The sequence below is a fragment of the Streptomyces sp. NRRL B-1347 genome, from assembly GCF_000720325.1.
GTDB lineage: Bacteria > Actinomycetota > Actinomycetes > Streptomycetales > Streptomycetaceae > Streptomyces.
The window spans coordinates 1-19,764 of record NZ_JOJM01000001.1; the positions used below are offsets into that span (position 1 = coordinate 1).

General features: G+C 71.5%; 17 protein-coding genes. 8 read left to right on the top strand and 9 right to left on the bottom strand.

The features are described 5' to 3' along the window. The first annotated feature begins 93 nt into the window (after positions 1 to 93). Entirely contained in the window at positions 94 to 1,146 is a 1,053-nt protein-coding gene (locus IG74_RS0100005) for a tyrosine-type recombinase/integrase (protein WP_051854405.1), read from the top strand. A gap of 200 nt (positions 1,147 to 1,346) precedes the next feature. Here IG74_RS0100005 and IG74_RS0100010 read toward each other — a convergent pair whose 3' ends face one another. The 4 genes from IG74_RS0100010 to IG74_RS0100020 form a co-directional block, all read right to left on the bottom strand. Further along, a complete protein-coding gene (locus IG74_RS0100010) occupies positions 1,347 to 2,036 on the bottom strand; it encodes a DNA polymerase III subunit epsilon (protein WP_051854406.1) in 690 nt (229 codons plus the stop codon). Positions 2,037 to 2,420: 384 nt separating this feature from the next. Next, positions 2,421 to 2,954, bottom strand: a complete 534-nt coding sequence (locus tag IG74_RS53085; protein ID WP_234334163.1) for a hypothetical protein — start codon at positions 2,952 to 2,954, stop codon at positions 2,421 to 2,423. Positions 2,955 to 3,017: 63 nt separating this feature from the next. Then, complete coding sequence (locus IG74_RS53090) at positions 3,018 to 3,257, bottom strand: hypothetical protein (protein ID WP_234334164.1); 240 nt, start codon at positions 3,255 to 3,257, stop codon at positions 3,018 to 3,020. 448 nt (positions 3,258 to 3,705) lie between these two features. Then, positions 3,706 to 4,749, bottom strand: coding sequence for a magnesium and cobalt transport protein CorA (locus IG74_RS0100020; protein WP_078868466.1), 1,044 nt, complete (start codon positions 4,747 to 4,749; stop codon positions 3,706 to 3,708). Positions 4,750 to 5,005: 256 nt separating this feature from the next. Here IG74_RS0100020 and IG74_RS0100025 point away from each other — a divergent pair, with 256 nt between their 5' ends. The 3 genes from IG74_RS0100025 (at position 5,006) to dmpI (ending at position 7,449) form a co-directional block, all read left to right on the top strand. Further along, complete coding sequence (locus IG74_RS0100025; RefSeq protein ID WP_030667334.1) at positions 5,006 to 6,127, top strand: winged helix DNA-binding domain-containing protein; 1,122 nt, start codon at positions 5,006 to 5,008, stop codon at positions 6,125 to 6,127. Between the two features lie 44 nt (positions 6,128 to 6,171). After that, the gene (locus IG74_RS0100030) at positions 6,172 to 7,062 is read left to right on the top strand and encodes a LysR family transcriptional regulator (protein ID WP_030667336.1); all 891 of its coding nucleotides are present in this window, start codon (positions 6,172 to 6,174) and stop codon (positions 7,060 to 7,062) included. 204 nt (positions 7,063 to 7,266) lie between these two features. Continuing rightward, on the top strand, positions 7,267 to 7,449 hold the full coding sequence (gene dmpI / locus IG74_RS0100035) for a 4-oxalocrotonate tautomerase DmpI (protein WP_030667339.1): 183 nt from the start codon (positions 7,267 to 7,269) through the stop codon (positions 7,447 to 7,449). A gap of 81 nt (positions 7,450 to 7,530) precedes the next feature. On the opposite strand, the gene IG74_RS0100040 is transcribed toward dmpI, so the two are convergent. After that, positions 7,531 to 8,373, bottom strand: a complete 843-nt coding sequence (locus tag IG74_RS0100040; protein ID WP_030667343.1) for a helix-turn-helix transcriptional regulator — start codon at positions 8,371 to 8,373, stop codon at positions 7,531 to 7,533. 152 nt (positions 8,374 to 8,525) lie between these two features. On the opposite strand from IG74_RS0100040, the gene IG74_RS0100045 reads away from it, so the two are divergent. Further along, positions 8,526 to 10,229 (top strand): AMP-binding protein, encoded by a 1,704-nt coding sequence (locus IG74_RS0100045; RefSeq protein ID WP_030667345.1) that lies wholly within the window; start codon positions 8,526 to 8,528, stop codon positions 10,227 to 10,229. 56 nt (positions 10,230 to 10,285) lie between these two features. After that, on the top strand, positions 10,286 to 11,920 hold the full coding sequence (locus tag IG74_RS0100050; protein ID WP_037824195.1) for an AMP-binding protein: 1,635 nt from the start codon (positions 10,286 to 10,288) through the stop codon (positions 11,918 to 11,920). Positions 11,921 to 12,029: 109 nt separating this feature from the next. Here the strand turns inward: IG74_RS0100050 and IG74_RS0100055 are convergent, their stop codons facing one another. Beyond that, a complete protein-coding gene (locus tag IG74_RS0100055) occupies positions 12,030 to 12,752 on the bottom strand; it encodes a hypothetical protein (RefSeq protein ID WP_030667349.1) in 723 nt (240 codons plus the stop codon). A gap of 353 nt (positions 12,753 to 13,105) precedes the next feature. Between IG74_RS0100055 and gcl the strand changes: the two genes are divergently transcribed. Beyond that, positions 13,106 to 14,884, top strand: coding sequence for a glyoxylate carboligase (gcl, locus tag IG74_RS0100060; RefSeq protein ID WP_030667351.1), 1,779 nt, complete (start codon positions 13,106 to 13,108; stop codon positions 14,882 to 14,884). 100 nt (positions 14,885 to 14,984) lie between these two features. Then, complete coding sequence (locus tag IG74_RS0100065; protein WP_234334165.1) at positions 14,985 to 16,211, top strand: Shedu anti-phage system protein SduA domain-containing protein; 1,227 nt, start codon at positions 14,985 to 14,987, stop codon at positions 16,209 to 16,211. Between the two features lie 38 nt (positions 16,212 to 16,249). On the opposite strand, the gene IG74_RS0100070 is transcribed toward IG74_RS0100065, so the two are convergent. The 3 genes from IG74_RS0100070 to IG74_RS0100080 all read right to left on the bottom strand — a co-directional run bounded on the left by IG74_RS0100070 (position 16,250) and on the right by IG74_RS0100080 (position 19,763). Next, entirely contained in the window at positions 16,250 to 16,819 is a 570-nt protein-coding gene (locus tag IG74_RS0100070; RefSeq protein ID WP_051854429.1) for a hypothetical protein, read from the bottom strand. 400 nt (positions 16,820 to 17,219) lie between these two features. Continuing rightward, positions 17,220 to 18,677 (bottom strand): catalase, encoded by a 1,458-nt coding sequence (locus tag IG74_RS0100075; RefSeq protein ID WP_030667357.1) that lies wholly within the window; start codon positions 18,675 to 18,677, stop codon positions 17,220 to 17,222. A 189-nt stretch (positions 18,678 to 18,866) separates the two neighbouring features. Next, on the bottom strand, positions 18,867 to 19,763 hold the full coding sequence (locus IG74_RS0100080; protein ID WP_030667359.1) for a 2-hydroxy-3-oxopropionate reductase: 897 nt from the start codon (positions 19,761 to 19,763) through the stop codon (positions 18,867 to 18,869). Position 19,764 lies beyond the last annotated feature (1 nt).

Genomic DNA, 19,764 nt, shown 5'->3' on the forward strand with positions numbered 1-19,764 from the left:
CAGCAACGCGGGCCTACTCAGTGACCTTGGTCGATCACTCGGGAAGGTACGCCCTTCACGTCCCGCCCGAGCCTGATCCACAAGTCCTGAGCATTGCTCTTCGTCGACCCGCGCGATGGCTCCATCACGCTGGCCGACTACGTCACTCGCTTCTGGAAGGAGGGCGTACGGGGCGCCCCGGGCACGATCAAGCGCGTCGACGAGCGCGTCCGCCTCCACATCCTTCCGCACCTCGGCGCGGTCGGTCTGAGGGACATCTCGGCGACCGTCCTGCGCGGCTACATCGCCACGCTCGAAGGCGAATGCGCGCCGCGCTACGCCCGCCAGATCCTGACCACCCTCTCGAACATCTTCGAGACGGCCATCGACGACAAGCGCCTTGTCCGCAACCCGATGCGCGCCAAGTCGGTGCGCTGGCCCAAGGTGCCGGAGGACCAGCGGGAGGCATGGCCGCTGGAGACCGCGCAGCGGATGCGGGACGCGATCAAAGCGCGGTACCGCATCGCGGTCGTGGTCGCCCTTGGCTGCGGGCTGCGGCAGGGAGAGGTCTTCGGCCTCTCACCGGAGGACGTCGACTTCCAGCGAGGCGTTATCCGCGTGCGCAGGCAGGTCCAACTGCTCAACGGCCGCTTGTACTTCGCCCTGCCCAAGGGTGGGAAGACGCGCTTCGTCGACATGCCTGGGTCGGTCGCGGCTGAGCTGGCAGTGCACTTCCTTCAGAACCCGGCCGTCGAGGTCGAACTGCCCTGGGGCGGGCCCGAGCCGGAGCGGGAGAAGCGGACGTTCCCGCTCGCCCTGACGACGACGTACGGCAACGCGCTGCGGGCCAACATCTTCAACGACGAGGTCTGGAAGCCCGCCCTCGCCGAGGCCGGGGTCATCCCGATGCGGGAGAAGGGGCAGCGCTGGAAGGCGTCCCGCAAGGACGGCTTCCACGTGCTCCGGCACACCTTCGCCTCGGTCATCCTCGAAGCGGGCGAATCTGTCGTCACCTTGGCCCGCTGGCTCGGCCACTCCAGCCCGACGATCACGCTCGACCACTACGCGCACTTCATGCCGGAGGCTGGCGGCAAGGGACGGGCGGCCGTCGACGCGTTGCTCGGGGTGGTTCCTGAGTACGTACCAGAGGGCCTCGCGAGCGTGTGAGGGGGAACGGGTGGCACAGCGCACGCTGTGCCACCCGTTTTGCTGTACCTGGGCGAGCTCGGGATTCGCCAACTTGCCCACAAGACGCACTGCTCGCTGATGACGCTGAGGCCGTGCGACGTCGTGCCGCGACCAACCCCGCCATCGCGGTGAACTGGCCTATTGGATTTCTCGGCACCGCCGATCCCACCATCGCCGCGTCAGGCGGGATCGTGTTCCTTCCAGGCCAATACCTGGACTGTCTCAAGGGGCCAGTGACGGTCCCTGTTCCTGTCGGGGCGTCGAGCCTCCGCCTCTTGTACGAACTGCTCGTTCCAGTGGGCCTGTTCCCGGTGGAGCGCAGGTCGGGACAATCGTCCGATGGCGGGATGGCAGGCCGCGACGACCTGTGCGAGGACGAGTGCGGCTTCGGCATCGCAGGAGGGATCACCGGGGCGTTCGTGCGGGATGCCGTACCACTCGGTGACGGCCTCCAGGGAGCGCCGACCGGAGCGGAAGGGTTCGGCGTGCCGGTCCAGGACGAGTGGATCACAGATCGGTGACAGGCCGTTGGCCAGGCGATCGGTCAGTGACGTGAGCCCGTGCCGGAGGAGTTCCGTCTCCAACGAGGTCAGCACGAACGGGGCGTGCCAGACCACCAGAGGCTCCTTGGCCACCAGATGCCCGATGAGCGTGGTTGTCAGTTCCTCCAACGCCTGGGCGGCAGGCTCCCCGCGAGCACGTGCGTGCTCCACCGAGATGCCGTGCTTCTTGCGAGGCGTGACAGACAGCGGGCCAGGGCCAGGATCGATGAGCCAGGTTTGCTCCGTCCCGTCGCTGGTGCGCAGCGCGGCACCGAGGATCCGGTCGACGTTGTATCGGTTTCCCGTGGTCGCGATGTCCAGGGCCATGAGGCGACGTCGGTGCCAACCCGGGTGGCGACGGCGGCGTGGCGGTGCGGGCTCGCGGGCGTGTTCGCGGTGGTACACGTCCCATCCGCCGAAGGCGGTGTCCACGAGCACACCGAGCCCTGCTGGAACGATCGAGCCGCAGACCTCGCACTCCCCGTCCCTCCGGTTGGGCCGCATCGCAGAGGGGTCCGACGTGGTGCCGTCCGGATCGGGTGCCGGCGCGTGTGCTGGGTGATAGACCACCCAGCCGCCCCATGCGCTGCGGAGCAGTACGCCGGCCTCGGCCACGACCTCCGCGCTGCACCGGGCGCAGTGACCCGCGAATTGGTTCGTTCGAACGTGACTGTTCATTGGCCACCTCTATGAGGATCCAATGCTGCCGGGTCAATACCCGCGGTCGTAGATCTCCCGTAGCCACGGTTCCAGGACGGCGGGCATCCGCGCCAGCGTGTACCGGAAGGCATCGCCAGACGGCCGGAATGGCAACCACGGGTGTGTCGGCAGCGGATCATCCCGCTCCACGCCCGTTGGCAGTCCGCCGACCGTCGGCAGGCGCGTGCGATGGGGCGGGAAGACCAACTCGGCCCAGAGCGTGGCATCGAGGGGCACGACCACGGCGCCGCCGCTCGGCTGCCACATCTCGCCGGTCTGCGGATGTACCGGCACCAGCACCAGCTCGGCGGCTGGCGCACTGAGCCCCGGTCCCGCCAGGTCCAGCCGCTTCGTGGCTTCCCCCGTAGGTAATAGCTCGGCGAGGACCAGGCTGAAGAGCTCGGCGACAGACCCGGGCACCACCTCCACTGGTCGGCCCCTGGCGGTCACCACGACGTGGGCGAGGGCCACGCCCGCCGGGATGTCCCGGTACTCGCCGAGCTCTTGCCACAGTGCGCCGTTGGCCAGCAGCTCCAGCCAGTCCATGACGGGCCGCTCCGTCGGTCCGGGCAGCCGCACGATCGCCTGCGGGAGGAGTCGGACGAACTGTCAGCACCCGCAATCGTCCATCCTCGTTCCGATCAGCAGATCGCAGCCCGCGCAGGCAAGGTTCGGCCCGTCCCGCCCGTCGATGCCCATGCAGTAGCCCGCGGCCCGTTCGAGGATGAGTCTGGTGCCGCGCATGTCGCCGGGTGCGAGGAGGACGGTGTCCGACGGTCCGTCGGACAGGTTGCCGGACGGGGCGAAGACTCCTCGCGCTGCCGACGCCTGCGCCCGAACTCCTCCCACGTCCGCCAGGGCGGACCGTACGGCTTGGGGTCGACGGCATACGTCCCTGCCTTCAGGAGGGGCGGGTGCGACCTCTCCCAGTGGGTGTCGCGCAGGTGGACCGGCAATGCCACCTCCGACGCCGCCGCCGTCAGCACCGCACCGCAACCCGCACACTGCCAAGCTGTCCCCTCCCGCCATCGAAACCCCTGCATCGCACCAGGATGGCGACCGGCAAGCAACGGGTTTTCGTCCGATGTCGAACGTCTCGCCAGCCACTCTCGGTAACGGTCAATGGCAAGTGCTCGGCTGGAGCCGAGGCTCTCGACAGGTGTGGAGCAGCAGGTGGGGGAGGCGATTGCGCACTCCCCACCGCAGCGCATTCTCCCCAGATTCTCCCCAGGGGGTCAGGAGTGAACCTAACGATCCTTCGCGTACGCGAAGTTGATCAACGGCTTAGAGTCCGCTACTACAGCCAATCCCGCCGCTTGAAGATGAAGTACAAGCTCACACAAACCACCGCCATCAGCAGGATCGCGAACGGATACCCGAGCCCCCACCCCAGCTCTTGTTGGGTGACCAGGGTCGCGTTGACCGTGAGGATGTCTGCGAGGGCCTGGCGGAAGCCGTCGACGCGTTCGCTGGTGTGGGTGACGTGGTCGGCTACGTCGCGGAGGTAGCGCTGGAGTTCCTCGTCGGTGCCGTACTTGGCGAAGCCGGCCATGAGGGCGTGCAGCATGCCGACCAGGGGGCGGGTCGCGCGTTGGAACTCGACCATTTCGCGGGCGAGTTCGTAGATGCGGCGGGAGACTTCGGGGGCGCCGCTGAAGACCTCGGTCTCGATTTCGTCGATGTCGTTCTGGACGCCCGCCACGACGGGTGCGTAGCCGTCCACCACCGCGTCCAGGATGGCGTACAGGACCGCCTCCGGGCCCAGGCGCAGGAGTTCGGGGTCGTCCTCCATGCGGTGGCGCACCGCCGAGAGGTCGGGGGCCGCGCCGTGCCGGACGGTGATGACGAAGTCGGGGCCGACGAAGACGTGCAGCTCGCCGAAGTCGACCTCCTCGGGCGCGTCGAGGTAGCGGGCGGCGCGAAGGACGACGAAGAGCGTGTCCCCGTACCGCTCCAGCTTGGGGCGCTGGTGGGCCTCCATCGCGTCCTCGACGGCCAGTTCGTGCAGGTCGAACTCGGCGGCCAGGGAGAGGAGTTCCGCCTCCGTGGGGCGGGCGAGGCCGATCCACGCCATGCCGTCGGGGCGGGTGCGCAGCTCGCGGTACGTCTCGGCGAGCGTCGTGGGCGACGACACGCGGATGCCGTCCCGGTAGAGGGCCGCCTGCACCACGCTCGGCGCCTGCGGCGCGGTGCGGCGCTGGGGGCGGCGGCGGGGCGGTTCGGCGGCCGACGGGGTCGGGGTCGCTGATCCCTCGGGCGTGCGGCGCTCCGCGGCGCGCCGCCAGGAGTGCTTGCGCGTCGACTGTGGACGTGGGCTGTGTGCTCGTCGCTCCGGGGTCACCGGTGGCCCTTCCTGTCGCCGGTCCGTCTGTCTGCTTGCCGGGCCGGTTCTCGTTCTCTGGTCGCCGGTCCTTCTGCTGGCTCGCCGGGTCGGCTGTTCGCTGTCTGGTGTCTGCCGGTTCCGTCTCTGTGTCCTGTGCCTCGACGGCCCTGAGCAGGATATATGCGGCAGATGACGCGAGTGTGACGCCGGTGCGCCGCCGCCCCCGGAGGGCTTGCGGACGGTATCTGTCCGCAAGGCGCGTTAGCGTGCGGGCATGACGAAGACCCCGTCGGCCCCGGTGCTGAGCCGCCACGCGCTGAACCGCGCCACCCTCGACCGGCAGCTCCTGCTGCGCCGGACGCGGATGTCCGCCGCGGCCGCGCTCACCCACCTCGTGGGCCTCCAGGCGCAGAACGTGAAGCCCCCGTACTACGCCCTCGCCGCCCGCCTCGACGGCTTCGTCCCCGAGGAGCTCTCGGACCTGATGAGCGGCCGCGCGGCCGTACGGGCCGTCACCATGCGCTCCACCGTGCACACCCTCACCGCCGACGACCTGCTCACGCTGCGCCCGCTGACCCAGGCCGCCATCGACCGCGAGCTGCGGGCGTTCCGCAAGGGCCTCGGCGGCGTCGACCTGGACCGGCTCGCCGCCGTCGCCCGCGCGTACGTCGAGGACGAGCCCCGCACCCCCGCCCAGCTCCGCGCCGAGCTGGCCCGCCACTGGCCGGACGCCGACCCGCAGTCGCTCGGCATCGCCGCCCGCGCCCGCCTCCCGCTGGTCCAGGTCACCCCGCGCGGCCTGTGGCGGCGCAGCGGCCGGGTCGCGCTCACCACGGCCGAGCACTGGCTGGGGCGCCCGCTCGTGGCGGCGCCCGCGCCCGACGCCGTCGTGGAGCGCTACCTCGCCGCCTTCGGGCCCGCTTCCGTCCAGGACATGCAGGCCTGGGCCGGGGTGACGCGGCTGCGGGACGCCTTCGAGCGGCTGCGGCCTCGGCTGCGCACGTTCCGCGACGAGAACGGCGTCGAGCTCTTCGACCTGCCGGACGCGCCCCGGCCCGACCCGGAGACCCCGGCGCCCCCGCGCTTCCTGCCCGAGTTCGACAACCTCCTGCTGTCCCACGCCGACCGTTCCCGCGTCGTCCCCGCCGAGTACAAGGCCCGCACCTGGAAGTCCAACCAGGCCTTCTGCGCCTTCCTGGTGGACGGCTTCCTCGCGGGCGTGTGGCGCCTGGACGAGACGGACAGCGATACCGTCGCCGTCGTCGTCGAGGCGTTCGGGACGCTGACCGAGACGCAGCGCGCGGACGTCGAGGACGAGGCGGTCCGGACGGCGCGCGTGCTGGCCCCGGGCGCCTCCTCGTACGACGTGCGGTTCGGGGCCGTGATCGACGGCTGAACCCGCGGCCGGGGCGGGCGGACCCGCTGCGTAGGGTTCGAGGCATGGAACTGCGGCAGCTCGGCTATTTCGTGACGGTCGCCGAGGAGCTGCACTTCGGGCGGGCCGCGGAGCGGCTGCACATCGTGCAGTCGGCGGTGAGCCAGCAAGTGCGGCGCCTGGAGCGGGAGCTCGGCGCCGAGCTCTTCGACCGCTCGCCGCGCCAGGTGCGGCTCACCGCCGCGGGGGAGCGGCTGCTGCCCGAGGCGCGGGCCGTCATCGCCGCCGCCGAACGGGCTCGGGCCGCGGTCGGCGCCCGCCCGCGCGGCCTGCGCCTCGGTACCTGTACGGGGCTCGGCGAGCACCTCGACCGCGTGCTCGCCCACTTCGCCGAGCGGGCGCCCGGGGCCCCGGTGGAGCTCGTGTCGGTCAACGCCGGGGAGCGGCTCGCGCGGGTCGCGGACGGGCGCCTCGACGCGGCCTTCGTACGGGCCGCCGAGCCCGCGCCCGGGGTACGGATCGTGCCGCTGTGGCGGGACCCCCTGGTGGCGGTCGTACCGGCGGGGCACCCGGTGGCCGAGCGCCCCGACGCGGCCCTCGCCGACCTCGCGGACGTGCCCCTCGCGCTCACCGCGCGCCGCGCCAACCCGGCCCTGGTCGACCTCGTCGTCGGCGCCTGTCACGCGGCCGGGTTCACGCCGGTGCGCGGGCCGGTCGGCGGCTCGCTCCAGGACACCCTCGCGACGATCGGCGCGGGGGCCGCGCCGCTGTGGACCGTCGTGTACGCCTCGCACGCGCGGCTGCTGCGCAGCACCCGGGTGGCGTTCGTGCCGTTCGCGGCGGAGCTCGCCCTGGAGACGGGGCTCGTGGTCAGGGACGGGGCGCCGGACGCCGGTGCTCCGCTCGACGGGTTCCTGGCGGCGTGCGCCGCCGCCGCTGACGATCTCGGTTCGTGATCGCCGCGATCGTCGGCTGCTTCTTGGTCGCGGCGCGCGGGTGGGCTGAACTGATGTCGTCCCGCAGGGGACACGGAGGAACCGGATCGGGCGATCCGGCGCCTCGGACCATCAGCCGTGCCGGTCACTCCGGCCGTCACCCGTGCCGGTCACTTCGGCCGTCACCCGTGCCGGTAAGCCCGGCCTTCGACAAGGGAGTTCAGCATGCCCACCGTCACCGTTCAGCAGGGTCCCCGGGACGTCGAGCTCAAGCGGGAGCTGGTGCGGCGGATCACGGACGCGTTCGTGGACGCGTACGCGATTCCGGCGGAGACCGTCACCGTGTGGATCGAGGAGTACGGGGCCGAGAGCTGGGGGGCCGCGGGTGTGCTGACCGCTGACAAGTAGGCCCGGGGCTTCGCCCCTTGGCCCCCACTCGGCGTGGCGCGGTGCCGTGCGCAAGGTGCCGCGCTGCGCAGCTCGGTGGCGCTACGGCAACACCCCCGCCCGCCGCGCCGCCACCACCGCCTCCCACCGCGTGTGCACCCCCAGCTTGCGCATCGCCGAGCGCAGATAGGCCTTCACCGTCTCGGGGCGCAGGCCGAGCCGCTCCGCGGCCGCGGCGTTCGTGGTGCCCAGGGCCACGCAGGTGAGGACGTCGAGTTCGCGCGGGGTCAGGGCGACCGCGGGGGAGTCGCCCGCGGCGGTCAGCGTGGCGCAGACGGCGAGGAGGTCGCGGCGCAGGGCGGGGTCGGCCGTGCGCGCGGCGAGCGCGCGCAGGGCGCCGTGCGCCTCCCGTACGCGCTCCCAGGCGGCGGGCCCGGGACCGGCCGCCGCCGTGTCCCGCGCCGCCGCTACCAGGGCGCGGGCCTCCTCGCGCACGACGAGGCCCTGCTCGACGTCGCGCGCGGCGGCGACGGCCGCGGCCAGCGTGCGGTCCCCCAGCGGCTGCGCGGTGCGCAGGGCGCCGTACAGCAGGCCGCGCACCCGGCGGCGCACCACGACCGGCACCGCGAGCACCGAGCGCAGGCCCTCCGCCTCCACCGCGGCGTCGTACTCGTGGCTGATGTGCCGCGAGGAGCTGTAGTCGGTGACGGCGCACGGCCGGGCCAGGGCCAGGGCCTTGCCGCCGAGGCCGTTGCCCAGGCGGATGCCGAGGCCGCGCAGGACGTGCGTACCGGTGCCGCTGAGCTCGGCGATCCGCAGCTGCGGGGCGGCATGGGGCTGCGCGTCGGTCAGCCCGCCGAACGCCACCGGAAGCCCCGTGGTGCGCCGAAGCCGCACCAGCGCGGCCCGTACGTACCCCGCCTCACCCGCGCCCGCAGCCGTCACGCGCCCGCCCTTTCACCGCACCGCACCCCCGTCCGGGGGTAGTGAGACCCACATCACGGACTCCACGATGGTACGGATGCGGAGCGGGCCGGGGAACGGCCGCGCGACCGGTCGTGTGGACAGCGGAGACCCAGGGAGAGCGGAGCATGCCGATGACGGTGACGGAGACAGGGGGCGGCACGGAGGCGTTCCGGGCCGCACGGGACTTTCTGCTGCGCCACCGCGAGGACTACGCGGCCGCGTACGAGGGCTTCGCGTGGCCGCGCCCGGAGCGGTTCAACTGGGCGCTCGACTGGTTCGACGCCATCGCCGAAGGCAACGACCGCACGGCCCTGCACATCGTCGAGGAGGACGGTTCCGAGGCCCGGCTGACCTTCGCCGAGCTCGCGCGGCGCTCCGCGCGGGCCGCGAACTGGCTGCGCGGGCTCGGCGTCGCGGCCGGGGACCGCATCGTCGTGATGCTCGGCAACCAGACCGAGCTGTGGGAGGTCGCGCTCGCCGCCATGAAGCTGCGCGCCGTGGTCATCCCGGCGACGCCGCTGCTCGGCGCGGCGGACCTGCGCGACCGGATCGAGCGCGGCCGGGCCCGGCACGTGGTGGTGCGCGCCGAGGACACCGCCAAGTTCGCGGACGTGCCCGGGGACTACACCCGGATCGTGGTCGGCGACCCGGCCGCGGGGTCGTCCGGCGCGCCCGGCTGGATCTCGTACGACGGCGTCGACACCGCACCGGACGACTTCGCGCCCGACGGCGTCACCCTCGCCACCGACCCGCTGATGCTCTACTTCACCTCCGGCACCACCGCCCGGCCCAAGCTGGTCGAGCACACCCATGTGTCGTACCCCGTCGGGCACTTGGCGACGATGTACTGGATCGGGCTCAAGCCCGGCGACGTCCACCTGAACATCTCCTCGCCCGGCTGGGCCAAGCACGCCTGGTCGAACCTGTTCGCGCCGTGGAACGCGGAGGCGACCGTCTTCATCCACAACTACACGCGCTTCGACGCCGGCCGCCTGATGCGCGAGATGGACCGCGCGGGCGTCACCAGCTTCTGCGCCCCGCCCACCGTGTGGCGGATGCTCATCCAGGCCGACCTGACCCAGCTGAAGACCCCGCCGCGCGAGGTCGTCGCCGCGGGCGAGCCGCTGAACCCCGAGGTCATCGAGCGGGTGCGGAGCGACTGGGGGGTGACCATCCGCGACGGCTTCGGCCAGACGGAGACCGCCGTCCAGGTCGCCAACACGCCCGGTCAGCCGCTCAAGCCCGGCTCCATGGGGCGGCCCACGCCCGGCTTCCGCGTCGTGCTGCTCGACGCGGTGACCGGCGAGCCGGGAGCCGAGGAGGGCGAGGTCGCGCTCGACCTGTCCGCCGCGCCCGTGGGCCTGATGGCGGGCTACCACGGCGACCCGGAGCGCACCGCGGAGGCCATGGCGGGCGGCTTCTACCGCACCGGGGACATCGGCGCGCGCGACGCCGACGGCTATCTGACGTACGTGGGCCGCTCCGACGACGTCTTCAAGGCGTCCGACTACAAGATCTCGCCCTTCGAGCTGGAGAGCGCGCTGCTCGAACACGACGCGGTCGCGGAGGCCGCCGTCGTGCCCGCGCCCGACCCGGTGCGCCTCGCCGTGCCGAAGGCGTACGTGGTGCTCGCCGAGGGCTACGCGCCGGGGCCCGACACCGCCAAGGTGCTCTTCGAGCACTCGCGCGCGGTCCTCGCGCCCTACAAGCGCCTGCGCCGCCTGGAGTTCGGCGCGCTGCCCAAGACGGTGTCCGGCAAGATCCGCCGCATCGAGCTGCGCGAGGCCACGGCGAAGGGGTCCGACGCCGAGTACCGCGAGGAGGACTTCCGGTGAGCGCCGCCCCTCCGCGCGGCGCCGGGGGAGCCGACGGGCCGCCGCCCGCGCACGAGCTGTCGTACGCGCACGAGCCGCCGCTCGCACACGAGTTGTCGTACGCGCACGGCACCGGCTCCGTGCCGCTGCTCGGCGACACCATCGGGCAGAACCTCGACCGGGCCGTCGCCGCCTGGCCGGAGCGCGAGGCCCTGGTCGACGTGCCGTCCGGCGCGCGCTGGACGTACGCCGAGTTCGGCGCGGCCGTCGAGCGCCTGGCGCGCGCCCTGATGGGAGCCGGTGTCGACCGGGGCGACCGGGTCGGGATCTGGGCCGTGAACTGCGCCGAGTGGGTCCTCGTCCAGTACGCGAGCGCGCGCGTCGGCGCGATCATGGTGAACATCAACCCGGCCTACCGCTCGCACGAGCTGTCGTACGTCCTGCGGCAGGCGGGCATCGGTCTGCTCGTCGCCACGCAGACCCACAAGAGCAGCGACTACCGCGCGATGGTCGAGCAGGTCCGGGACGAGTGTCCTGACCTGCGCCGGGTCGTCTACGTCGCGGACGGCTCGTGGGACGCGCTGCTCGCCGCCGCCGACACCGTCACGCCCGCCCAACTCGCCGCCCGCGAGGCGGAGTTGACCTGCGACGACCCGGTGAACATCCAGTACACGTCGGGCACCACCGGCTTCCCCAAGGGGGCCACCCTCTCCCACCACAACATCCTCAACAACGGGTACTGGGTGGGCCGCACCATCGGCTACAGCGAACAGGACCGCATCTGCGTGCCGGTGCCCTTCTACCACTGCTTCGGCATGGTCATGGGCAATCTCGCGGCCACCTCGCACGGGGCGTGCGTCGTCATCCCCGCGCCGTCCTTCGACCCCGTCGCCACCCTGCGCGCCGTCGAACGCGAGCGGTGCACGTCCCTGTACGGCGTGCCGACGATGTTCATCGCGGAGCTGAACCTCGCCGACTTCGCCGCGTACGACCTGTCGTCGCTCAGGACCGGGATCATGGCCGGGTCGCCGTGCCCCGTCGAGGTCATGAAGCGGGTCGTCGCCGAGATGCACATGGAGCAGGTCTCCATCTGCTACGGCATGACCGAGACCTCGCCCGTGTCCACGCAGACCCGCATGGACGACGACCTGGAGCGCCGCACCGCCACCGTCGGCCGGGTGCTTCCGCACATCGAGGTCAAGGTCGTCGACCCCGCCACCGGCGTCACGCTGCCGCGCGGCAGCTCGGGCGAGCTGTGCACCCGGGGCTACAGCGTGATGCTCGGCTACTGGCGCGAACCCGAGCGCACCGCCGACGTCATCGACTCCGGGCGCTGGATGCACACGGGCGACCTCGCGGTCATGCGGGACGACGGGTACGTCCGGATCGTGGGCCGCATCAAGGACATGATCATCCGTGGTGGCGAGAACATCTACCCGCGCGAGATCGAGGAGTTCCTGTACGCCCACCCGAAGATCGCGGACGTCCAGGTGGTGGGCGTGCCGGACGAGCGGTACGGGGAGGTGCCGCTGGCGTGCGTGATCCTCCACGAGGGCGTGGACACCCTGACCCTCGACGAGGTACGGGCCTTCTGCGAGGGCCGCCTCGCCCACTTCAAGGTCCCCGCGGGCCTCCGGGTCCTGGACGCCTTTCCGATGACGGTGTCCGGGAAGGTGCGCAAGGTGGAACTGCGCGAACGCTTCGGAAACTGAGGAACGGTCGGAAACCGAGGAACGGACCGGGGGCGAAAATCGCAGCCCGTCCGGCGTTTGAGGACGAGCCCGCAGGGCGAAACCCCCGTGCCCCCTGCCTTGGAAGGGCCTACGCCCCGCGGGCGGCCAGCTCGTCCGCCGCCCCGTTCAGCGCCGCGGGCACCCCGTCCAGCTCGATGCGGAACAGCGGTACGCCGAGCTCCGCGGCGCGCTCGCAGGCCTCGGGCGTGAAGTCGGACAGGGCGAAGCACACGCACGTGACCTCGTGGGTGAGCGCGGTGAGCCACGCGCACTCCAGGTCGCGCAGGGAGGCGGGCCGCGCCGAGGGCTCGACGTGGGCGAGGACGCCCCGCGCGGTGAGCCGCGCGCCCGACGGCGCGCGGCTCTCGGGCCCGGCCTCGGCGTCCCGTACGTCCGCGTAGCCCAGCCAGCGCAGATACAGCGCGGCCGTGGTCACGGCGTCGCGCGCGCTGCGCACCGGGACGGGCCGGAACGCGGGCCGGGGCGCCGGCGCCGTCGCGGGCGGCGGCTGGGGTGCGGCGAGGTCGGGCCCCGGCGCCGAGACGGCCTCCGTGAGGACCGGGATCCGCAGCACCGCCCCGCACGCGCAGCCGACCTCCGGCTGGGGCCAGTCCGCCTCGCGCCCGCAGGACCCGCACCGCACCGTCACCCAGTCGTCGGCCCAGCTCCGCTCGGTGACGGGGGTGGCGGCGGCGCCGTACGCGACCGGCGGGACGACGGGCGCGCCGCAGGAGCAGGGGAACGCGGGGGGAGCGTAGGCCTGCTCGTGACGGCACACCGGGCAGCGCACCGGGACCCCGCCCGTGGTCATCTCCCTCACCGCCTCCCCCTCGTCACCCGTGACGCATCGCCGGACAAGCCTGGGCCCATGGTCTTACGGAACGCAACTACCCCGATACGCGATTTCGAGCTTCGGGAGTGCTCCCGGGCGCGTCGTGCCGCCGGTCGCGCCCCTCCCGTCCCGCTCCCCGGCCGGGACTCCCTTGACGACCCCGCCGCCCCGCCCTACATTGCTTCCACATAACAGAAACTCAATTCCGCAATGTGAAAGTACAGCTCACGGCCGCGAGGCCAGCCAACCGCAGGACCGGAATTCACAGCTCACCGCGGGGCGCGACGGGAGCCCGAATTCGCCAGCTGGAGCAGGAGAACTCAATGGCTCGTATGACCGCCGCCCGCGCGGCAGTTGAGATCCTCAAGTGCGAGGGCGTCACCAACGCGTTCGGTGTGCCGGGTGCCGCGATCAACCCCTTCTACAAGGCGCTGCAGGAGGGCGGTGGCATCGACCACACGCTCGCCCGCCACGTGGAGGGCGCCTCGCACATGGCCGAGGGCTACACCCGCGCGAAGCCGGGCAACATCGGCGTCTGCATCGGCACGTCGGGCCCGGCGGGCACCGACATGATCACCGGCCTGTACTCGGCGATCGGTGACTCGATCCCGATCCTGTGCATCACGGGCCAGGCGCCCACGCACGTGATCCACAAGGAGGACTTCCAGGCCGTCGACATCGCCTCGATCGCCAAGCCGGTGACGAAGATGGCCGTGACGGTCCTGGAGGCGGCCCAGGTCCCCGGCGTCTTCCAGCAGGCCTTCCACCTGATGCGCTCGGGAAGGCCCGGGCCCGTCCTGATCGACCTGCCCATCGACGTCCAGCTCACCGAGATCGAGTTCGACCCGGAGACGTACGCGCCGCTGCCGGTCTACAAGCCCGCGGCGACCCGCGCCCAGATCGAGAAGGCCATCGGCTTCCTGCTCGCGTCGGAGCGGCCGCTGATCGTCGCGGGCGGCGGCGTCATCAACGCCGACGCCTCCGACCTCCTGGTGGAGTTCGCCGAGCTGACGGGCACTCCGGTGATCCCCACCCTCATGGGCTGGGGCGCCATCCCCGACGACCACGAGCTGAACGCGGGCATGGTGGGCCTGCAGACGTCCCACCGCTACGGCAACGCCACCTTCCTGGAGTCGGACTTCGTCCTCGGCATCGGCAACCGCTGGGCCAACCGCCACACCGGCTACAAGCTGGACGTGTACCGCGAGGGCCGGAAGTTCGTGCACGTCGACATCGAGCCCACCCAGATCGGCAAGATCTTCGCCCCCGACTACGGCATCGCGTCCGACGCCGGGGCCGCCCTCACGCTCTTCGTCGAGGTCGCGCGCGAGCTGAAGGCGGCGGGGAAGCTGCCCGACCGCAGCGACTGGATCGCGGCGGGACAGGAGCGCAAGGCCACGCTCCTGCGCCGCACCCACTTCGACGACGTCCCGATCAAGCCGCAGCGCGTGTACGAGGAGATGAACAAGGCCTTCGGCCCCGAGACGCGGTACGTCTCCACGATCGGCCTCTCGCAGATCGCGGGCGCCCAGATGCTGCACGTCTACAAGCCGCGGCACTGGATCAACTGCGGCCAGGCGGGCCCGCTCGGCTGGACCATCCCCGCCGCGCTCGGCGTCGCGAAGGCGGACCCGGAGGGCCAGGTGGTCGCGCTCTCCGGCGACTACGACTTCCAGTTCCTCATCGAGGAGCTGGCGGTCGGCGCCCAGCACCGCGTTCCGTACGTCCACGTCCTCGTGAACAACTCCTATCTGGGCCTGATCCGCCAGGCCCAGCTGGGTCTGGACATCAACTTCCAGGTCAACCTGGAGTTCGAGAACGTCAACTCGCCGGAGCTCGGCGTCTACGGCGTCGACCACGTCAAGGTCGCCGAGGGCCTCGGCTGCAAGGCGATCCGGGTGACCGACCCGAACGAGCTCGGCGCGGCCTTCAAGCAGGCCAAGAAGCTGGCCCAGGAGTTCCGCGTGCCGGTGGTCGTGGAGGCGATCCTGGAGCGGATCACGAACATCTCGATGAGCCGCACGGCCGACATCAGCGACGTGACCGAGTTCGAGGAGGTCGCCACCGAGCCGTGGCACGTCCCGAGCGCGATCAAGGCGTTCAAGGCCTGACGGCGCCGGACACCATGGGGCGGTCCGTCCAGGGCCGCCCTTTCGGTGTCCCCTGACGTCGCGCCGGGTGTTGTCAGACCCTTCCCGCACAATGCCCCGCATGGCAACACGAGTCGACATGACACTTGAGTGGCAGCTGCGCGACGTCAGCAAGGAGTGCGCCGACGACGGGGTACGGCAGGCCGTGGACGCGGTCATCACCCACATGCACAGCGGCCGGAGCAACAAGCGCCGCGGGGGTAAGGAACTGGTACGTCTGCTGGCCGAGGCGCGGTCGAAGGCCGCCTGTGCGGAGGAGTGGGAGATCGTCCGTCAGCTCCACGACTCGGTCGCCTACGCGGAAGGCCGCATCCTGCGTCATGACTTCGAGGAGCGGTACCGACTCTTCCAGGACGGCGCTCGGGATGAGATCAACCGCGACTACCTGGGGCGCACCATGTGGGCGACGCATCAATGGATGGTCTCCACCGGGGGGAAGTATCTGGAGGCGCACCCTGAGGCCACCGCGGCGGAAGTCCTGGAGCATTTTCGCGCCGAGGGCGAGGACGCCTGGTTCCTGGAGGCGCCTGCGGACCGCCCCGGCCGGTACGTCATTCCTCGTGGCAGGGCCGAGACTGCCTTGTGGCTGGAGCGCATCCTGCGGAGTGGTCGCATCGACATCGAGGCCCCGGCAGAAGCGGCACGCAAGATCGCCTCTTCTCCGGAGGCGCTTGCGCTCCTCGCGGCCGACGAGCAGGGGCACCTGGTGCTCCAGGCCGCCGAGTTGCGCCGACGCGCGGCCGGCCTCGACGAACTGCGCCGCGTCATTGAGGACCCGGGGGCCCTGGAGCGAGAGTTGCAGCAGGCGCTGGAGGGGCAGCACTGGATCTTCGGCGGCCGGTTCGTCGGCGAGGCGGCCCAACGCAGGCTCGTCCCCGGCGATGAGGTGGACATACCTCTGATCCGTGGCGACGGTGCCTTGCACGTCGTCGAGTTGAAGCGCGCCATGGGACTCAAGGGGCCTCTGGTCAAGCGGCACCGCGAGGCCTGGGTGCCCGCCGCGTCGGTGCACGAGGCCGTGGGGCAGGCCGTCAACTACCTCGTCGGGCTGGACGAGCACCGCACCCATATCCGTGAACACCTGGGGATCGAAACACGCAGGGCAAGTGCTCTGGTGCTCATCGGCCACCCTGCTGTCCAGCCGGAGGCTCCCGAAGAGGAGCTCAACGAAGCGCTGCGGACGTTCAACGCCCACCTGAGTCGTGTGGAGGTCCTCACCTATAAGGAACTCCTGGATAACGCCCGTCGTTCGTTGGCCGGAGCTGACGTCGGCAGGAGTGCCGGGTGATGTCCGAGGCTTTCACCCGCAGGCCGATGGTGTCCTGCTCACCTGGACCCGGTCGGCGCCGACACGCGGTTCGCGTTCGCCGTGGACGTGTTCACGGAAGGGGTCGCCGCCCGGCGGCGTACGGCGTAGTGGACGGTGAGCGCCAGGACCAGCGGCCCCCACAGACCGACGGGCAGGACGCAGATCCGGAACAGCAGCTCCCAGGCGCCGTTGTCGAACCCCGTGAAGGCGAAGCCGGGCACCCCGAGGGCGCCGAGTGTGAACGGCCCGAAGAGGACGGTCGCGCCGAGACCCCCGAGGGTCGCGGGGACCAGGGCGACGGCGGGGTGCAGGCGCCGTCCGCCGACCACCGGCACCCACGCGGGCGCCACCTCTCCCCAGCCGCGCACCAGGCCGAAGGAGAGCAGGGCGAGGGCCTCGGTGAGCAGGCTCAGCGTGAAGACGTACGGCACGGAGATCCACAGGCTGCCGATCGAGCCGGTGCCCGAGCCCATGTCGAACCCGAAGGCGAAGGGCAGCCGCCAGACGCACTGGGGGAGCAGGACGAGCGGGATCAGATGGGCCACGCGCTCGGCCCAGCGGGGTACGGGGACTGCGGTTGTCGTCATGCCCATGAGCTTTCCGCGCGGCCGCGCGGAGATCGTCACCACATGAGTCGAACCGCCTCCACCGTATGGCGGAGGCGGTCATGTCCCTGGTGTACGAGCGGGCGGTGCGCAGGATCGAGCCCGTCCGGCGATTGAGGACGAGGCCGAAGGCCGATCAGCCGGTTCTGGCACGCTTCGCGAGGGACCGCGGCGGCCGGGCGATGGCCCCCGGCCGCTCCTCCTCTGGTCGAAGGGGCGGCCGGGGCCTTCACCACCGCACTGGCTCGCCTCGAGCCGCCGCGGTCCTCGTCCCCCCGCGTGCCGTGTGCCACCCCTCATCCGGGCCACGGCGTCGCGGGATCCGCGCTGGGGGACCGACCTCCCGTCAAGTCCCCGGCGCAGTCTGTGAGGTGATGGTGCGTCAGTCCTCGCGCAGGGCGCGGACCGCGTCCTCCACGCGCTTGCCGTAGTCGGCGTCGGCGGCGTGGAAGTGGGCCAGGTTCTTCTCGATGACGTCCTCGCGGGACACCTGGGACAGACCGCCCGCGATGTTCGCGACGAGGCGGGACCTCTCCTCGTCCGACATCAGCCGGTACAGCTCGCCGGCCTGGAAGAAGTCGTCGTCCTTGGTGTGGGCGGGCGCCTCGTGCGTGCCGGTGTGGCCGGTCACGGCGAGCGGCGCGGACAGCGGCCTGCCGGTCTCGGCGGGGCCGTCGTACGAGTTGGGCTCGTAGTTCTTGCGCTCGCGGCCGTAGGCGTTGGACGCCATGAAGCCGTCGCGGCCGTAGTTGTCCGCCGTGGTCGCCTTCGGCGCGTTCACCGCGAGCTGGGTGTGGTTGACGCCCAGGCGGTAGCGGTGCGCGTCGGCGTAGGCGAACAGGCGGCCCTGGAGCATCTTGTCCGGCGAAGGGCCGATGCCCGGCACGAAGTTGTTCGGCGAGAACGCGGCCTGCTCGACCTCGGCGAAGACGTTGTCGGGGTTGCGGTCCAGGACGAGGCGGCCCACGCGCCGCAGCGGGTAGTCGCTGTGCGGCCACACCTTGGTGAGGTCGAACGGGTTGAAGCGGTAGTTCGCCGCGTCCGCCGCGGGCATGAGCTGCACGTGCAGCGTCCAGGACGGGTTCACGCCGCGCTCGATGGCCTGGAGCAGGTCCGTCTGGTGGGAGTTGGGGTCCTTGCCCGCGAGCTCCTGGGCCTGCTCGGTGGAGAGCGAGCGGATGCCCTGGTTCGTCTTGAAGTGGTACTTGACGAAGAAGGCCTCGCCCTGGGCGTTGGTCCACTGGTAGGTGTGCGAGCCGTAGCCGTTCATGTGCCGGTACGAGGCCGGTATGCCGCGGTCGCCCATCAGCCAGGTCACCTGGTGCGTGGCCTCGGGGGCGTGCGCCCAGAAGTCCCAGACGTTGTCCGGCTCCTGCTTGCCCGTGAACGGGTCGCGCTTCTGCGAGTGGATGAAATCGGGGAACTTCAGCGGGTCCTTGATGAAGAAGACCGGCGTGTTGTTGCCGACGAGGTCGTAGTTGCCCTCCTCGGTGTAGAACTTCAGGGCGAAGCCGCGCGGGTCGCGGACGGCGTCGGCGCCGCCGAGGTTGTCGGCCACGGTGGAGAAGCGCAGGAAGACCTCGGTGCGCTTGCCGACCTCGGCGAGGAAGTCCGCGTGCGTGAAGCCGGTGACGTCGTCGGTCACCTCGAAGTAGCCGTACGCGCCCGAGCCGCGGGCGTGCACCACGCGCTCCGGGATGCGCTCGCGGTTGAAGCGGGCGAGCTTCTCCAGGAGGTGCTGGTCCTGGAGCAGGAGCGGGCCGCCGACACCTGCGGTGGCGGAGTTCTGGTTGTCGGCGACAGGGGCGCCGGACTCGGTCGTGAGCACGCGCTTCGGCATGGTGGTAGGTCGGCCTTCCGTGCAGAAATGCTGGAGCTGCTTGAGGTGACGCGAGCGTAAGGACGCCGGATCCGTCACGTCAACAGTTTGTTGAAGTTGGAGGTGGAGCGGGGTTCCGGGCCGCGGCGGAGCTTGGGCGCGACAGGACAGGTGTCAGCGCCGCCGCGGCCCGGAAGTCTGGGGGGGGGCTCAGGCTGCCGGGCCGCCGGAGAGGCGCTCGACGGAGCGGAGCAGCGCGGAGTGGTCGAGGCCGCCGTCACCCTGGGCGCGCAGGCTGGCGACCAGCTGGGCCACCACGGCGCCGACGGGCAGCGCGGCACCGACGGTGCGGGCGGCGTCCGTGACGATGCCCATGTCCTTGTGGTGCAGGTCGATGCGGAAGCCCGGCTTGAAGTCCCGGTTCAGGAAGTTGTCCTTCTTGCGGGTCAGGACGGTGGAACCGGCGAGCCCGCCGTTCAGCACGTCGAGGGCCGCGGCCAGGTCCACGCCGGACTTCTCCAGGAAGACCACGGCCTCGGCGCAGGCCTGGATGTTGACCGCGACGATGAGCTGGTTGGCGGCCTTCACGGTCTGGCCCGAGCCGTGCGGGCCGCACCGCACGATGGTCTTGCCGAGGGCGTCGAACAGCGGCTTGGCCGTGTCGAAGTCCGCCCGCTCGCCGCCGACCATGATGGAGAGGACGGCCTCGATCGCGCCGGCCTCGCCGCCGGAGACCGGGGCGTCGAGCACCCGGATCCCCTTGGCCGCGGCGGCCTTCGCGAGGTCCACGGAGGTCTGCGGGGTGATCGACGACATGTCGATGAGCAGCGCACCGGACCTGGCGTTCTCCAGGATGCCGTCGGGGCCGTAGGCGATGGCCTCGACCTGCGGCGACGCGGGCACCATCGTCACGATGACGTCGGCGTCGCGGACCGCTTCGGCGATCGAGGCGGCCGCGGTGCCGCCCGCGGCGGCGAGCCGGTCCAGCTTGTCCTGCTCCAGGGTGTGGCCGGTGACGGAGTAACCGGCCTTGATCAGGTTCTCGGACATGGGCGAGCCCATGATCCCGAGTCCGATCCACGCGACCTTGGGGAGCGTGCTGCTCATG

Coding starts and splice junctions, on each gene's coding strand:
- IG74_RS0100010 (WP_051854406.1), bottom strand. CDS start 2,036: ATGGCCCTGGACATCGCGACCACGGGAAACCGATACAACGTCGACCGG.
- IG74_RS53085 (WP_234334163.1), bottom strand. CDS start 2,954: ATGGACTGGCTGGAGCTGCTGGCCAACGGCGCACTGTGGCAAGAGCTC.
- IG74_RS0100025 (WP_030667334.1), top strand. CDS start 5,006: ATGACGAAGACCCCGTCGGCCCCGGTGCTGAGCCGCCACGCGCTGAAC.
- IG74_RS0100030 (WP_030667336.1), top strand. CDS start 6,172: ATGGAACTGCGGCAGCTCGGCTATTTCGTGACGGTCGCCGAGGAGCTG.
- dmpI (WP_030667339.1), top strand. CDS start 7,267: ATGCCCACCGTCACCGTTCAGCAGGGTCCCCGGGACGTCGAGCTCAAG.
- IG74_RS0100045 (WP_030667345.1), top strand. CDS start 8,526: ATGACGGTGACGGAGACAGGGGGCGGCACGGAGGCGTTCCGGGCCGCA.
- IG74_RS0100055 (WP_030667349.1), bottom strand. CDS start 12,752: ATGACCACGGGCGGGGTCCCGGTGCGCTGCCCGGTGTGCCGTCACGAG.
- gcl (WP_030667351.1), top strand. CDS start 13,106: ATGACCGCCGCCCGCGCGGCAGTTGAGATCCTCAAGTGCGAGGGCGTC.
- IG74_RS0100065 (WP_234334165.1), top strand. CDS start 14,985: ATGGCAACACGAGTCGACATGACACTTGAGTGGCAGCTGCGCGACGTC.
- IG74_RS0100070 (WP_051854429.1), bottom strand. CDS start 16,819: ATGACGACAACCGCAGTCCCCGTACCCCGCTGGGCCGAGCGCGTGGCC.
- IG74_RS0100075 (WP_030667357.1), bottom strand. CDS start 18,677: ATGCCGAAGCGCGTGCTCACGACCGAGTCCGGCGCCCCTGTCGCCGAC.
- IG74_RS0100080 (WP_030667359.1), bottom strand. CDS start 19,763: ATGAGCAGCACGCTCCCCAAGGTCGCGTGGATCGGACTCGGGATCATG.